This window comes from Pseudomonas sp. P2S-1 (assembly GCF_057197725.1).
Genome location: NZ_CM170068.1, coordinates 4,298,864 through 4,313,528 on the forward strand (window position 1 = coordinate 4,298,864; position 14,665 = coordinate 4,313,528).

A 14,665-nucleotide genomic window follows, 5' to 3' on the forward strand; every position below is an offset into this window, starting at 1 on the left:
ATTGTTCCACAAAGCCTGCAAGGCCAGCAACGCGCCCGCCATACCTTATGTGCAGCGTTGTGAAAAGTCCGTATTCTGTGGGACTTTTCAGATGTTATGCGAGTGACTCTTTAATGCGCCTGGCTTTATTCGATCTGGACAACACCCTCCTCGGCGGCGACAGCGACCACGCGTGGGGCGATTACCTGTGCGCCCGCGGCATTCTCGACCCGGTGGAGTACCAGAACCGCAACGACGCCTTCTACCAGGACTACCTGGCCGGCAAGCTGGACCTGCAGGCCTACCTGAACTTCAGCCTGGAGATCCTGGCCACCACCGAGATGGCCCAGCTCGACGAATGGCATGGCGACTTCATGCGTGACTGCGTCGAACCGATCATCCTGCCCAAGGCCCTGGCCCTGCTGAAGAAGCACCGCGATGCTGGCGACAAGCTGGTGATCATCACCGCCACCAACCGCTTCATCACCGGGCCGATCGCCAAACGCCTGGAGGTTGAAACCCTGCTGGCCACCGAGTGCGAGCTGGTCGACGGCCGCTACACCGGGCGCAGCATCGACGTGCCGTGCTTCCGCGAAGGCAAGGTGACCCGCCTGAACCGCTGGCTGGAAGAGAACAAGCTGAATCTTGAAGGCAGCTACTTCTACAGCGACTCGATGAACGATCTGCCGCTGCTGGAGCAGGTGGACAACCCGGTGGCGGTCGATCCCGACCCGAACCTGCGCGCCGAAGCCGAGAAGCGCGGCTGGCCGGTGATCAGCCTGCGCGATTGAGACGAAGCGTCAGACCGGCTTGGCGCCCATCAGGCCGGCGATGGCGATGAAACACAGGCCGCTGAACAGCGCCAGGGCCAGGGTGAACTGCAGTTTGCCCGCGCCCGGCGCGGTTCGCAGGCGGTTGACCCGGGCCAGCAACCAGAACCAGGCCAGCGCGCCGACGGTATACAGCAGGCTCGAGCCCAGCACCCAGGTCTGCCCCAGCGGCCAGCCCACCAGGTGGACCAGCCACCAGCCGGTGAACGGCATGCTCACCAGGCAGATCCCCATCAATAGCCAGAGAAAGCCCTGCGGACGCGCCAGCAGTCGCCCGTAGACCGCCGCATCGCCCGCATGCCGGGCCCTCCAGGTCCAGACCGCCAGGCCCAGCGCACTGCCGAGCAGCAGCACGGTGGCCAGCACATGGGCGGTTTTCAGGGCGGTCAGTGGTTCCATGGCGGCGATTTCCTCGGGGCGTTGCTCAAAGCGTAGCCCCTCAGCCGAGGAACAGCCGGTACGCCGGGTTATCGGTCTCGTCCCAGTATGGATAGCCGATCTTCGCCAAGGCCCCGGGCACCAGGTGGCGCTCGTCTTCCGGCACCTGCAGGCCGGCCACCACGCGACCATCCGCCGCGCCATGGTTGCGGTAGTGGAACATCGAGATGTTCCAGCGCCCGCCCAGCTTGTTGAGGAAGTTGAACAGCGCCCCCGGCCGCTCCGGGAACTCGAAGCGCAGGACCAGTTCGTCGCTGACCCCCGCCGCATGGCCGCCGACCATATGGCGGATATGCAGCTTGGCCAGTTCGTTATCGGTCAGGTCGGTGACCGGGAAGCCCTTTTCCGTCAGTTGCTCGATCAGCGCACTGCGCGGGTCGTTGTCCGGGTGGGTCTGCACGCCGACGAAGATGTGCGCTTCGCTGCCGCTGTGGTAGCGGTAGTTGAATTCGGTGATCTGGCGCTTGCCGATGGCCTCGCAGAACGCCTTGAAGCTGCCCGGCTGCTCGGGAATGGTCACCGCGATGATGGCTTCGCGGCCCTCGCCCAGCTCGGCGCGCTCGGCGACATGGCGCAGGCGGTCGAAGTTGACGTTGGCGCCGGAGTCGATGGCCACCAGGGTCTGCCCGCTCAGGCCGTGCTGTTCCACGTATTTCTTGATCCCGGCGACGCCCAGGGCGCCGGCTGGTTCGGTGATCGAACGGGTATCGTCGTAGATGTCCTTGATCGCCGCGCAGATCTCGTCGGTGCTGACGGTGATCACCTCATCGACGTGGACCTTGCAGATATCGAAGGTGTGCTGGCCGATCTGCGCCACGGCCACGCCGTCGGCGAACAGCCCGACCTGCGGCAGGATCACCCGCTCGCCGGCGGCCATGGCGGCCTGCAGGCAGTTGGAGTCGTCAGGCTCGACGCCGATGATCCTGATCTCGGGGCGCAGGTATTTGACGTAGGCCGCGATGCCGGCGATCAGCCCGCCGCCGCCGACCGGCACGAAGATCGCGTCCAGGCGGCCCGGGTGCTGGCGCAGGATCTCCATGGCCACGGTGCCCTGGCCGGCGATGGTGTGCGGGTCGTCATAGGGGTGGACATAGACGAAGCCCTTTTCCTCGACCAGTTTCAGCGAGTAGGCCAGCGCTTCCGGGAAGGAGTCACCGTGCAGGACCACCTTGCCGCCCCGGGAACGCACGCCCTCGACCTTGATCTCCGGGGTGGTGCGCGGCATCACGATGGTTGCCTTCACGCCCATTTCCCGCGCCGCCAGGGCCAGGCCCTGGGCATGGTTGCCGGCCGACGCGGTGACCACGCCACGTGCACGTTCTTCCTCGCTCAACTGCGCCAGCTTGTTGTAGGCGCCGCGGATCTTGAAGGAGAACACCGGCTGCAGGTCCTCGCGCTTGAGCAGGATCTGGTTGCCCAGGCGCTTGCTCAGCTGGTTGGCGGCTTGCAGGGGGGTTTCCACGGCGACGTCATAAACGCGCGAGGTGAGGATCTTCTTGACGTACTGTTCGAGCATCGGGAGGGCATCACGGGCGGCTGGACGGGGGATCGGAGTCTACCGCAGCGCCTTGTCGGGCGACCACAGCAAGTCAGGGGTTTTAGCCGCTATAATGCCCGGCTTCACGATACTCCCCCGCTTCGGAGCCCGCATGACCCAGGACCAACTCAAACAGGCCGTCGCCCAGGCCGCTGTCGATTTCATCCTGCCGAGCCTGGATGCCAAGAGCATCATCGGCGTCGGCACCGGCTCGACCGCCAACTGCTTCATCGACGCCCTGGCCCAGCACAAGACCGCCTTCGACGGCGCCGTGGCCAGCTCCGAAGCCACTGCCGCGCGCCTCAAGGGCCATGGCATCCCGGTCTATGAGCTGAACACCGTCAGCGAGCTGGAGTTCTATGTCGACGGCGCCGACGAGAGCGACGAGCACCTGAACCTGATCAAGGGCGGCGGCGCGGCCCTGACCCGCGAGAAGATCGTCGCGGCAGTAGCCAAGACTTTCATCTGCATCGCCGACGCCAGCAAGCTGGTGCCGGTACTGGGCGCGTTCCCGCTGCCGGTGGAAGTGATCCCGATGGCCCGCAGCCATGTGGCACGCCAACTGGTAAAGCTGGGTGGCGATCCGGTGTACCGCGAGGGTGTGGTGACCGATAACGGCAACATCATCATCGACGTGCACAACCTGCAGATCACCAACCCGGTGGAGCTGGAAGCGCAGATCAATGCGATCGTCGGCGTGGTCACCAATGGCCTGTTCGCGGCGCGTCCGGCGGATTTGCTGCTGCTGGGGACCAGTGAAGGCGTGAAGACCCTCAAGGCCTGAAGATCTTCGCTGTAGCTGCTGGCCTCATCGCTGGCAAGTCAGCTCCCACAGGGACCGCATGCACCGCGAACCCTGTGGGAGCTGGCTTGCCAGCGATGAGGCCCGTGGCTTAATCAACAACCTTCCTGAATACATAGAACAGGTTCGGCTCACTCACCAGATACAGTGTCCCGTCCCCGTCCATGGCGATCCCCTCCGCCTGCGGCACGCTCTGCTTCAAGCCCTGGAACCCCTTGCGCAGTGACAGGCTACCCACCGGCCGCCCCTGCACATCCAGCTCCAGCACCAGCTTCGACTCGTCCGACAAGGCCAGCAGATGCCCGCTGCGCTCGTCGAACTGCAAGCTCGACAGATCCCGCACGAACAACCGCGAATCACGCTTCTGATCCTGCACCACATGCACCGCGAACGGCTGCTGCGGGTTGTCATGGGGGAAACCATGCACCTCGTAGATCAGCATCGGATCACGTTCCTTGGCCACGAACAGGCGCTTGCCCTGCTGGTCCCAGGCCAGCCCCTCGAAGCCCTTGTTACCGTTGAGCCCGATACCCAGGGTCAGTTGCTCGGCATCCTTGGCATCGAGAAACGGCGTGTCCGCCGTCAGCCGCACCCGGATCAGACGCTGCTGACGCTCATCGGTGATCACATAACTGTCGCGCCCGACATACTCCACCGCCTCAGGGTCGCCGAACCCGGTCAGCGGCACGCGACGCAGGATGCGGCCGTCCAGCGACAGCTCGATCAGCTCCGGATTCTGGTTGGTCACGGTAAACAGGCTGTTGCGGTCAGGGTCGTAGGTCAGGGCCGACAGGTCGTCGGTCAGGCCATCGATGACCCTGGCCTCGATCACCACGCGATAGCGATCCAGCCCGATGCTCTGCTCGGCCGGTTGCATCCAGGTTTTCAGGTTGAACCAGCCGCGCTCGTACAGGCGGTAATGCTGCCCGGCATAGGCCAGGACGGCCAGCAAGGCAGCAAGCAGGAAAAGCAGGAAGAAACGCAGGCGCATCGGCAAGGACTCAGGCAGGAAACGGAACGGCCTGAATCTCACCATAGCCAGCTGAAATGAAGCTTAATGCCACTATCGGAAAAAAATCTTCCGGTCATTCCTTGCGAAAGCGATAGAACAGGTCCGGCTCGCTGACCATGTACAGGGTGCCCGCTTCATCCATGGCCACGCCTTCGGCGCGAGGGATGCGTTTCTCCAGGCCATTGAAGCCGCCGAGCAGGGTCATGAAGCTGACCTGCTCGCCCTTCCCGTCCAGCTCCAGAAGCATGTTGGAGTCCGCCGACAGCACCAGCAGATGCCCGGTACGCGGGTCGACGCCAAGGCCGGACAGGTTGCGCAGGTCGAGGTCGTCGTTGGCCAGCTCCTGCTTGGTCCCGGTCAGCGCCGAACGACCGTCGGTACGCCAGGTGAACAGCTTCGGCGGACGCTCTTCACCGAGGATCAGGCGCTGCTGCGCAGGGTCCCAGGCAATCCCTTCGAAACCCTTGTTCTGGTTATCCGAAGGACCGAGGTCGTATTGCGGGAAGTCCTTGATATTCAGCTCGGTCGTGGCGGCATCGAGGCTGACCAGGGTCAGGCTGTGCTGACGCTCGTCGGTAATCGCCAGGCGGCCATCCGCCAGCACCGCGACGCCCTCCGGGTTGGCCCAGCCATGCAGCGGCATCTTGCGCAGCACGTCGCCGTCGAGGTTCAGCTCGACCAGGAAGGGATTCTTGCCCATCACCGCGAACAGGGTTTTACGCTGCGGGTCGTAGGACAGGTCGGAGGCTTCATCGTCCTCCATGCCAGGCAGCACCTTGGCATCGATATCGACCTGGTAGTCCGGCAACCAGACGCTGGCCTTCTGCGCCACCTGGCTCTCGAAACGCTCCTGCAGCCACAGCAGGCCGCGGTCATCCCAATGCATGGCGATGGCCACGCCGTAGCCGATCACGGCGGCCGTCACCAACCAGGTGGACCAGCGCAGGGCGAGGGGGCGTTTGCGCGCAGGCGACAAGGGGTCGCCAGAAGTCAGGGTGGCCATCGGGGAATTCCTGTTGTTGTGTGCCGCTGACGATCACCGCAGCAAGACCGGATGGGAATTATCCAGATGATTTGTGAAAAAAACGGTAAAAGTCGACGAAGGGCGTCGACAAAGGGGCAGCCATTGCGGCTGCCCCTTTTTGGGTCAGAGCACCTTGCCCTCGAAGCGGCTCGCGCCCGGCAGTTCCAGCACCAGCTCATCGCCCGGGTTCAGCGGGCCGACACCCACCGGCGTGCCGGTCAGGATCACATCGCCCGCCTGCAGGGAGAACTGCGAGGCCATGTGCTGGATCATCGGCACGATCGGGTTGAGCATCAGCGCACTGCTGCCGTCCTGGCGCACTTCACCATTGATGGTCAGGCGAATGCCGATGTCGGCCAGGTCTTCGAAGGTGCTGCCGACCACGAACGGCGGCAGGACGCAGGCGCCGTCGAAGCACTTGGCGCGTTCCCACGGCAGACCCTTGTCCTTGAGCTGGGACTGCAGGTCACGCAGGGTCAGGTCCAGGGCCGGAGCGAAACCGGAAATGGCGTCCAGTACTTCTTCCTCGGACGGCTTCGGCGACAGGGACTTGCCCAGCAGCACGGCAATTTCCGCCTCGTAGTGCACCGAGCCACGCTCGGCGGGGATGGCGAAACCGCCTTCCAGTGGCACCACGCAACTGCCCGGCTTGATGAACAGCAGGGGCTCGGTGGGGATCGGGTTGTCCAGTTCCTTGGCGTGTTCGGCGTAGTTGCGCCCGATGCACACCACTTTGCCCAGCGGGAAGTGGATGCGCGTTCCGTCTACGTATTGGTGCTGATAGCTCATGGCCGACTCCTGGAGCACTGGTTGAATCCGTGGCGGTGGGTCACTCGGGGGCGAAGATCTTGCCCGGGTTCATGATCCCGTTGGGGTCGAACACCGCCTTGACTGCTTTCATATAGAGAATTTCCGCCGGGGAGCGGCTGTATTCAAGGTAATCGCGCTTGGTCATGCCCACCCCGTGTTCGGCGGAAATCGAACCGTTGTACTTCTCGACCACCTCGAACACCTGCTTGTTGACCACGGCGCACTTGGCGAAGAACTCGTCCTTGCCCATGTCATCCGGCTTGAGGATGTTCAGGTGCAGGTTGCCATCACCGATGTGGCCGTACCAGACCACGATGAAATCCGGGTAGCTGTTGCTGACGATCACGTCGATATCGCGCAGGAAGTCCGGGACCCTGGCCACGGTCACGGAGATATCGTTCTTGTACGGGGTCCAGTGGGAAATGGTTTCCGACAGGTATTCGCGCAATTTCCACAGGTTGCGCAACTGCTGCTCGCTCTGGCTCATCACCCCGTCCAGCACCCAGCCCTGCTCCACGCAATGCTCGAACAGCGCCAGCGCGTCGTTGGCGACGTCCTCGGTGGTGGCTTCGAATTCCAGCAGGGCGTAGAACGGGCAGTCCGTGGCGAACGGCGCCGGCACGTCGCCGCGGTCGAGGATCTTGGCCAAGCCCTTGTCGGAGAAGAACTCGAAGGCGGTCAGGTCCAGCTTGCTCTGGAAGGCGTGCAGCACCGGCATGATCGAGTCGAAATCGGGGGTGCCGAGCACCATCGCGGTGAGGTTCTTCGGGGCACGATCGAGGCGCATGGTGGCTTCGACGACAAAGCCCAGGGTGCCTTCGGCGCCGATGAACAGCTGGCGCAGGTCGTAGCCAGTGGCGTTCTTGATCAGGTCCTTGTTCAGCTCAAGCAGCTCGCCCTTGCCGGTGACCACCTTGAGGCCGGCCACCCAGTTGCGGGTCATGCCGTAGCGAATGACCTTGATACCGCCGGCATTGGTGCCGATATTGCCGCCGATCTGGCTGGAACCGGACGAAGCGAAGTCCACCGGGTAATACAGGCCCTGCTCTTCGGCGAACGCCTGCAGTTGCGCGGTAATCACCCCCGGCTGGCAGACCACGGTACGGTCGAAGGGGCTGAAATCGAGGATGCGGTTCATATAGTCGAAGGACACCACCACCTCGCCATGGGCCGCGACGGCGGCGGCGGACAGACCGGTGCGGCCGCCCGAGGGCACCAGGGCGACCTTGTGCCGGTTGGCCCAGAGGACGATGGCCTGGACCTGCTCGATGCTCTTGGGGAAGACGATGGCCGACGGCGCGGGCGGGAAGTGCCTGGTCCAGTCCTTGCCATACGCTTCAAGGGAAGGGGCATCGGTCAGGACCTTGCCGGGCTCGACAAGGGTCATCAGTTCAGCAAGCAGAACGGGATCGATCATCGGGGGAACTCTCGAACTATTCATGGTCACCCTGAGCACACTTCACGTGCCGGGGATGGTCTGAGCGCGGCGCCGGTATGCTAGCATACGCCCCCCGCTGATCGTGCTCCCCGCCGATTCTGCGACGGCTTCACTTCCCTGCCATTTTTCTCCGGGACACAGGTTTACGCAGATGAGCAAGACTTCTCTCGATAAGAGCAAGATCAAGTTCCTTCTTCTCGAAGGGGTCCACCAGAACGCCGTGGACGTCCTCAAGGCCGCCGGGTACACCAACATCGAGTACCTCACCGGTTCCCTGCCGGAAGCCGAGCTGAAGGAAAAGATCGCCGATGCCCACTTCATCGGTATTCGCTCCCGCACCCAACTGACTGAAGAAATCTTCGATTGCGCCAAGAAACTGGTCGCTGTCGGCTGCTTCTGCATCGGTACCAACCAGGTTGACCTGGACGCGGCCCGCGAGCGCGGCATCGCCGTGTTCAACGCGCCGTACTCCAACACCCGCTCCGTTGCCGAGCTGGTGCTGGCCGAGGCCATCCTGCTGCTGCGCGGCATCCCGGAGAAAAATGCGTCCTGTCACCGTGGTGGCTGGATCAAGAGCGCGGCCAACTCCTTCGAGATCCGCGGCAAGAAGCTGGGCATCGTTGGCTACGGCTCGATCGGCACCCAACTGTCGGTCCTGGCCGAAAGCCTGGGCATGCAGGTGTTCTTCTTCGACCCGTTGACCAAGCTGCCGCTGGGCAACGCCACCCAGGTCACCAGCCTGCACGAACTGCTGGGCCTGGCCGACATCGTCTCGCTGCACGTGCCTGAGCTGCCATCCACCCAGTGGATGATCGGCGAGAAGGAAATCCGCGCGATGAAGAAGGGCTCGATCCTGATCAACGCCGCCCGCGGTACCGTGGTCGAGCTGGATCACCTGGCTGCCGCGATCCGTGACAAGCACCTGATCGGCGCGGCCATCGACGTGTTCCCGGTCGAGCCGCGGTCCAACGACGAAGAGTTCGAAAGCCCGCTGCGTGGCCTGGACAACGTGATCCTGACCCCGCACATCGGTGGTTCCACCGCCGAAGCCCAGGCCAACATCGGCCTGGAAGTGGCCGAGAAGCTGGTCAAGTACAGCGACAACGGTACTTCGGTGTCGTCGGTCAACTTCCCGGAAGTGGCCCTGCCGGCCCACCCTGGCAAGCACCGCCTGCTGCACATCCACGAAAACATCCCGGGCGTGCTCAGCGAGATCAACAAGGTCTTCGCCGAGAACGGCATCAACATCTCCGGTCAGTTCCTGCAGACCAACGAGAAAGTCGGTTACGTGGTGATCGACGTCGACGCCGAGTACTCGGACCTGGCGCAAGAGAAACTGCAACAGGTCAAGGGCACCATCCGTTCCCGCGTCCTGTTCTGATCTCTTCCTGCTGTTGAAAAGGGAGGCCCTGGTGGCCTCCCTTTTTATTTGCCGTTGAAAACATGAGGTTGCATTATTCCCACGGAAATATTTCAACTAGGGTTAAACATCCGGGGAAGGATGCGGTCACAAGGGGCTCTTGACCGGGGCCATGCCAGAAGCCACGGCGTGTTTAATTGCCAATGAGAAGAAAAGGGGCTCAGATGCGTTTCATTACCGGGGCACTATTAGCCACCAGCCTGCTCAGCCCGTGGGCACACGCGGACATTTTCGACGATATCGTCGACCGCAATGAATTGCGAATTGCCATTGAAGCCAAAACGCCACCTTTCAACTTTCGTGATACTGCCGGGCAACTGAGCGGATTCGAAGTGGAATTGGGGCAACTGCTCGCCAAAGAGCTGGACGTCAATGCCGACTTTATCGTGGTGGACTCCAGCGAACTTCTGCCGGGCGTGGAAAGTGGCAAATACGATGTGGCGATTAATCAGATTGCCACTACCGCAGAGTTGAAAGAACACCTGGATTTCAGCAATCCCTACAGTTACACCGTCGCCCAGTTGATCGTGCGCCAGGAAGAAAAGCGCCCCCTGCACAACCTCGAATCCTTCAAGGGACACAGCCTTGGCGTGGTCCAGGGCAGTTCGTTCGCCGCCCAGGCGCAGAATGTCGAGGGCGTGGACCTGCACAGCTACCAGGATGCGATCCAGCCGATCAAGGAAGTGGCCGATGAGCAGATCGATGGTGCGGTGAGTGACCGGCTGCTGATTCCCTATGCGATCAAGGAGAGCAACCTGCCGGTGACCGAGGGGGCGACGGTGGGGCCGGTGCTGAAGCTGGCGATTCCGTTCCAGAAGGGCAACCCGGCGTTCCAGAGTGCGCTGGACAATGCGCTGCAGCGGGTCAAGGATGATGGCCGGTTGAGTGCGTTGTCGAAGAAGTGGTTCGGGGTGGATGCCAGCGAGCCGCCCAAGCAGTAGATCTTCAGCGCTGCTGATGGCCTCATCGCTGGCAAGCCAGCTCCCACAGGGTCAGCACAGGCCTTGAGACTTGTGCAGTACCTGTGGGAGCTGGCTTGCCAGCGATGAGGCCCTGAAAGTCACAGCAGATCCAAGGCCCGAGCGGCTTCTTCCAGCTCCAGCTCACTGAACACCAGCACCCCCTCCCGCCGCAGCAAGGCACTGGTCACTCCCTCACCGGCAATCTTGTTGCCACTGAAGGTCCCGTCATACACCAGCCGGTTGCCACACGACGGACTCCCCGCCTTCAACACCGCCACCCGGATCCCATTCCGCCGCACCAATTCCAGCGCCAGCCGCGCCCCGGCGAGAAACTCGGCGCTGACATCCTCCCCGAGTACCGTCACCACCTGCGCTTCGCCGTCCAGCACCGCCCCGCCCTGCCCACCGGGGATCTCCGCCGGCGGCCTTGGCGTCGGCAGCCCGCCCGCCACCTCCGGACACAACGGCACCACTCGCCCCTGCTTCTGCCAGGTCTGCAGCAGATCGGGATGCCCGCTGGCACGCCCGTCGTAACGCACCGGCTGGCCCAGCAGGCAGGCGCTCACCAGCACCCGCGGCAGGTCAGAAGGGGTCGTTGCCACGACGGCGGAACCAGCCAGTGACGGAAAGACGCTCGCGATGCGCCATCAACACTTCATGGGGCAGGTCGGCGGACATGAACACGATCAGGCTGCCGCCCACCGGCGGGATATCCCGCTCGCTGCCGTCGGCCAGATAGATGCGCAGCTCGCCGCCATCCTGCGAGCCCCATTCCTCATTGAGATAGATGATCGCCGACACAGTGCGCCGGTCATCATCCCGGAAGCGGTCGAGGTGCTTGCGATAGAAAGTGCCCGCCGGGTACTGGGCGAAATGGCACTCGAAGTCCTCCAGCCCGAGGTAGAAGTCGCGGTTCAGCGCTTCACGCAGGACGTCCATCAGCGCCAGGTACTGGTCACAGGCCTCGGACTGACCCGGTTCGAGCCAGAGGATATGGTCGCCACGAATGCCTTCGCGGACTTCCTGGCCCTGACCCCGCCCCACCGCCGCCGGCGCCAGCTCGCCTTGTGCGGCGCGCTGCCGGCACTCGGCCGCCAGGGCCCGGGTCAGGGTGTCGGGTAGGAAGATGTCCTGGCGCGACCAGCCCTGGCTGGCGAGGTCGTCGACAATACTGAGAATCTGCGGATGTTCGGAGGATATGTGCATGGCGCGCATGGTAACGGGCCGTTGGGCAAACCGACAGCGCCACTTGGTCGCATCGATTCACGGGCGTCTCGACAAAGCCCCGCAAGGCCACGGACAATAGCGGCCTGCCGACAGGAGTCCTGAATGCGCCGTTTGTTTTTTCTGCTGTTGATGATCTGCACCACGCCTGTCTGGGCAGACTCCCTCGATCAGCTGTACAAGGTCGCCGGCTGGCCTGATCAGCGCGCCCACTTCTCCGATGCCATCGCCGCCGCCCAGCAGCGCTACCAGAAAAGCCTGCCGCCCGCGGTGTTCCAGGCATTGGTGGACAACAGCAACCAGCGTTTCGAGGCCAAGGCCGTGGACCGCCGCGCCGAAGCCCAGCTGCGCGCCAACCTGAAAGACCCCAATCCCGCACTGACCTTCTTCCAGTCTCCGCTGGGGCGCAAGGTGGTGGCCGCCGAACTGCTCGCCACCCGCCGCGACCAGTTGGCCAAGAACGCCAAGGGCCTGCCGAAGATGCAGGCCAGCGACAGCCGCCTGCTGATCATCGGCCACCTGGCCCAGGCCCTGCCGGCCCGCGAGGCCGGTGCCGAAGTCAGCCTGGCGATCGCCGGCGTCGCCGCCGACAGCCTCAGCCAGATGATTCCCGGCCTGTTCGGCGGCGGTCAGGCCCAGGGCATGCTGGACGGGCAGCGCCAGCGCCTGATGCAGCAGATCGGCGAAGACCTGAACAACACCCTGCTCTACGTCTACCGCGACCTGTCCGATGCCGAGCTGGACGAGTTCGCCACCTTCGCCGAGTCCACCGAAGGGCAGGCCTACTACAAGGCCGCCGTGGCCGCGATCCGCGCCGGCCTCGCCGTCGGGCAGAACACCTCCGACCTGAAGTGATCAGCCCAGGCGCTGCTCGATGAACTCGAAGTAGCGCCGGCGAATCTCCGGCAGTTCGTTGGCCAGGTGGTGCCGGGCTTCGGGCAGCATCAGGATGCTCGGCGCATCGAACTTGTCCTTGAGCACTTCGAGGTTGTAGCGCCAGTCCACCGTCATGTCCTCCTCCCCCTGCACGATCAGCGGCCGGCGCGCACTGCCCGGCGCCGCCTCGATGCGCCGTACCCATTCGAGCAATGCACCGACCCAGGCGGTGGGCAGCCGACGCGGCTGCAAGGGGTCGGCGAGGAGGAACGGCAGGAACGTCGGGTCGTTGCTGTTCTCGCTGAAGCGCCGGGCGATGCCGTTGACGAAGGGTTTCAGCAAGAAATAGCTGAGCTTCGACCAGCCCCAGGCCCGTGGCCGGACCAGCGGCGAGAGCAGGATCACCTCACCGCTGACCGGGCTGTTTTCGCCCTTGTGCAGCAGGTGATCGACGGCGATGGCGCCACCGGTGCTCTGTCCACAGAGATGCCAGGGCTGCGGTAGCTGGAGAGCGGCGGCCTGACGGAACAACTCATCCAGCACCTGCTGGTACACGGCGAAATCATCGATGCTGGCCCGCTCGCCGCTGGACAGGCCATGGCCCGGCAGGTCGCAGGAGATCACCGCAAACTGCTGTTGCAGGGCCCAATCGATCACATGGCGGTACAGGCCCATGTGATCGTAGAAGCCATGCAGCAGCACCAGGGTCGCCACCGGCTGCTCGGGTAGCCAGGCCTGGCTGACCACTTCGAACCCGGCGCAGGAGAAGCGTCCCAGCCAGCTCGTCGCGCAAGGCACCCGGTCCAGGCCATAGAAACGCTGGTAGGCCTGGCCTTCGACCGACAACGGCTGACGCGCTGCCAGGGGAGGCAGGCTGGCACGCAGGGAATCGGCTTGGAACGAGGCGGACATGTAAGGCTTCCGGAAAGGCGAGAAAGGATTGATCTGCGATATTCATCTGTCGGCGGGGGCATGGCAAGCTGGCCCCCTTTAATTTGCCGGTATTGCCCATGTCGGGGAAAACACTGCTCGCCGCCCTCGCCCTCGTCCTTTGTGCCGCCGGACTGTGGCTGGCCTACGACAACTTCCAGAGCCGCTACCTGCGCCCGTTCGACAACCAGACCGCGCTGTTCGCCGGCGACCATCTGCGCCTGCCGCCCGAACTCGCAGGCCCCGGCCCGATCCGCCTGGTGCATTTCTGGGACCCGGCCTGCCCGTGCAATGTCGGCAACCAGCAGCACCTGGGCGAGCTGATCGAGCACTACGGGCCGCAGGGCGTGGCCTTCCATGTGGTGCAGAAGCCGGGCACCCACGGGCAGCTTCCCGCCAACCTGGGCGCACTGAAGCCCATCACCAACCTGCCCGGCGCCGAGCACCTGCCGGCCAGCCCGGCCGTGGCGATCTGGGACCAGGACGGCAACCTGGCGTACTTCGGGCCGTACAGCGAAGGGGCCACCTGCAATGCCGGCAACAGCTTTATCGAGCCGATCCTGCAGGCGCTGACCGAGGGCCGGCCGGTGAAAGTGACACAGACGATGGCGGTGGGCTGTTACTGCCCCTGGACTGATTAACAACGCGGACCTTGTGGGAGCTGGCTTGCCAGCGATTGCGGTGGAGAACTCACTATCGTAATCGCTGGCAAGCCAGCTCCCACAGGGTACGCGTCCCCCCTTCTACTGCGCTCGAGCAGGATTGCCCATCACCGTCGCCCCCGCCGGCACATCCCGGGTCACCACGCTACCGGCACCAATGATCGCGTCATCCCCCACCGCTACCCCCGGCAGGATGATCGCCCCACCACCAATCCACACATTCCTGCCGATCTTCACCGGCTTCCCGCTCTCCAGCCCACTGCGCCTGACCACCGGGTCCCGCGGATGATCCGCCCCGTAGATCTGCACCGCCGGCCCGATCTGGCAGTCGTCGCCGATGCTCACGCTGCAAATGTCGAGAATCACGCAGTTGAAGTTGATGAACACATTGGCGCCAATCTCGATGTTGTAGCCGTAGTCGCAATAGAACGGCGGCCGGATGACCGTGCCGGCCCCGACCCTGGCGAAATGCTCCACCAACATCCCATGCCGCTGCTCGTTGAGCAGGTCGGCCGAGTCGTTGTAGCGCTGCATCCAGTGCTTGTTGGCGATCTGTTCGGCCTGCAACTCGGGGCAGGTGGCGCGATACAGCTGTCCGCTCAGCATCTTGTGTTTTTCACTGATGTCCATTGGCCCTCACTCCTGGCTGATCTCTCGGCTGGCAAAGTCTATCCTCTGTCCGATCATGACCGACTCGCTGGCTGAAAGATCCCCAAGGAGC

16 protein-coding genes are annotated in these 14,665 nt (G+C 63.7%); 6 read left to right on the forward strand and 10 right to left on the reverse strand.

What is annotated here, in order from left to right; all coding sequences use genetic code 11:
• The first annotated feature begins 113 nt into the window (after positions 1-113).
• Positions 114-770, forward strand: a complete 657-nt coding sequence (locus tag AC2CQI_RS19200) for a histidinol-phosphatase (RefSeq protein WP_075802891.1) — start codon at positions 114-116, stop codon at positions 768-770.
• 9 nt (positions 771-779) lie between these two features.
• Here the strand turns inward: AC2CQI_RS19200 and AC2CQI_RS19205 are convergent, their stop codons facing one another.
• Entirely contained in the window at positions 780-1,208 is a 429-nt protein-coding gene (locus tag AC2CQI_RS19205) for a DUF2269 family protein (RefSeq protein WP_075802890.1), read from the reverse strand.
• 40 nt (positions 1,209-1,248) lie between these two features.
• Positions 1,249-2,763 (reverse strand): threonine ammonia-lyase, biosynthetic, encoded by a 1,515-nt coding sequence (gene ilvA / locus AC2CQI_RS19210; RefSeq protein ID WP_075802889.1) that lies wholly within the window; start codon positions 2,761-2,763, stop codon positions 1,249-1,251.
• Between the two features lie 133 nt (positions 2,764-2,896).
• Between ilvA and rpiA the strand changes: the two genes are divergently transcribed.
• Positions 2,897-3,568 (forward strand): ribose-5-phosphate isomerase RpiA, encoded by a 672-nt coding sequence (gene rpiA, locus AC2CQI_RS19215; RefSeq protein ID WP_075802888.1) that lies wholly within the window; start codon positions 2,897-2,899, stop codon positions 3,566-3,568.
• Between the two features lie 109 nt (positions 3,569-3,677).
• On the opposite strand, the gene AC2CQI_RS19220 is transcribed toward rpiA, so the two are convergent.
• From AC2CQI_RS19220 to AC2CQI_RS19235, 4 genes are all read right to left on the reverse strand, one after another.
• The gene (locus tag AC2CQI_RS19220; protein ID WP_484577609.1) at positions 3,678-4,577 is read right to left on the reverse strand and encodes an SdiA-regulated domain-containing protein; all 900 of its coding nucleotides are present in this window, start codon (positions 4,575-4,577) and stop codon (positions 3,678-3,680) included.
• A 94-nt stretch (positions 4,578-4,671) separates the two neighbouring features.
• Positions 4,672-5,601 (reverse strand): SdiA-regulated domain-containing protein, encoded by a 930-nt coding sequence (locus AC2CQI_RS19225; protein ID WP_484577610.1) that lies wholly within the window; start codon positions 5,599-5,601, stop codon positions 4,672-4,674.
• 144 nt (positions 5,602-5,745) lie between these two features.
• Positions 5,746-6,411, reverse strand: a complete 666-nt coding sequence (locus AC2CQI_RS19230; protein WP_075802885.1) for a fumarylacetoacetate hydrolase family protein — start codon at positions 6,409-6,411, stop codon at positions 5,746-5,748.
• Between the two features lie 40 nt (positions 6,412-6,451).
• Entirely contained in the window at positions 6,452-7,849 is a 1,398-nt protein-coding gene (locus tag AC2CQI_RS19235) for an FAD-binding oxidoreductase (RefSeq protein WP_484577611.1), read from the reverse strand.
• 172 nt (positions 7,850-8,021) lie between these two features.
• Here AC2CQI_RS19235 and serA point away from each other — a divergent pair, with 172 nt between their 5' ends.
• Both serA and AC2CQI_RS19245 read left to right on the forward strand, forming a co-directional pair.
• Complete coding sequence (gene serA, locus AC2CQI_RS19240) at positions 8,022-9,251, forward strand: phosphoglycerate dehydrogenase (RefSeq protein ID WP_075802883.1); 1,230 nt, start codon at positions 8,022-8,024, stop codon at positions 9,249-9,251.
• 203 nt (positions 9,252-9,454) lie between these two features.
• Entirely contained in the window at positions 9,455-10,231 is a 777-nt protein-coding gene (locus AC2CQI_RS19245; RefSeq protein ID WP_075802882.1) for a transporter substrate-binding domain-containing protein, read from the forward strand.
• Between the two features lie 119 nt (positions 10,232-10,350).
• Here the strand turns inward: AC2CQI_RS19245 and AC2CQI_RS19250 are convergent, their stop codons facing one another.
• Together AC2CQI_RS19250 and AC2CQI_RS19255 are read right to left on the reverse strand one after the other, a co-directional pair.
• The gene (locus AC2CQI_RS19250; protein WP_484577612.1) at positions 10,351-10,854 is read right to left on the reverse strand and encodes a 2-thiouracil desulfurase family protein; all 504 of its coding nucleotides are present in this window, start codon (positions 10,852-10,854) and stop codon (positions 10,351-10,353) included.
• A complete protein-coding gene (locus AC2CQI_RS19255; RefSeq protein ID WP_484577613.1) occupies positions 10,835-11,467 on the reverse strand; it encodes a 2OG-Fe(II) oxygenase in 633 nt (210 codons plus the stop codon). Before AC2CQI_RS19255 ends, AC2CQI_RS19250 begins: the two co-directional genes overlap by 20 nt.
• A gap of 114 nt (positions 11,468-11,581) precedes the next feature.
• Between AC2CQI_RS19255 and AC2CQI_RS19260 the strand changes: the two genes are divergently transcribed.
• Positions 11,582-12,331 carry a DUF2059 domain-containing protein gene (locus tag AC2CQI_RS19260; protein WP_075802879.1) on the forward strand — a complete coding sequence of 250 codons (750 nt, stop codon included), beginning with the start codon at positions 11,582-11,584 and terminating at the stop codon, positions 12,329-12,331.
• On the opposite strand, the gene bipL is transcribed toward AC2CQI_RS19260, so the two are convergent.
• Positions 12,332-13,264 carry a phospholipase BipL gene (gene bipL, locus AC2CQI_RS19265; protein ID WP_075802878.1) on the reverse strand — a complete coding sequence of 311 codons (933 nt, stop codon included), beginning with the start codon at positions 13,262-13,264 and terminating at the stop codon, positions 12,332-12,334.
• A 98-nt stretch (positions 13,265-13,362) separates the two neighbouring features.
• On the opposite strand from bipL, the gene AC2CQI_RS19270 reads away from it, so the two are divergent.
• Positions 13,363-13,923 carry a DUF6436 domain-containing protein gene (locus AC2CQI_RS19270; protein ID WP_484577614.1) on the forward strand — a complete coding sequence of 187 codons (561 nt, stop codon included), beginning with the start codon at positions 13,363-13,365 and terminating at the stop codon, positions 13,921-13,923.
• Positions 13,924-14,025: 102 nt separating this feature from the next.
• On the opposite strand, the gene AC2CQI_RS19275 is transcribed toward AC2CQI_RS19270, so the two are convergent.
• Positions 14,026-14,574, reverse strand: a complete 549-nt coding sequence (locus AC2CQI_RS19275) for a sugar O-acetyltransferase (protein ID WP_484577615.1) — start codon at positions 14,572-14,574, stop codon at positions 14,026-14,028.
• Positions 14,575-14,665: the final 91 nt, after the last annotated feature.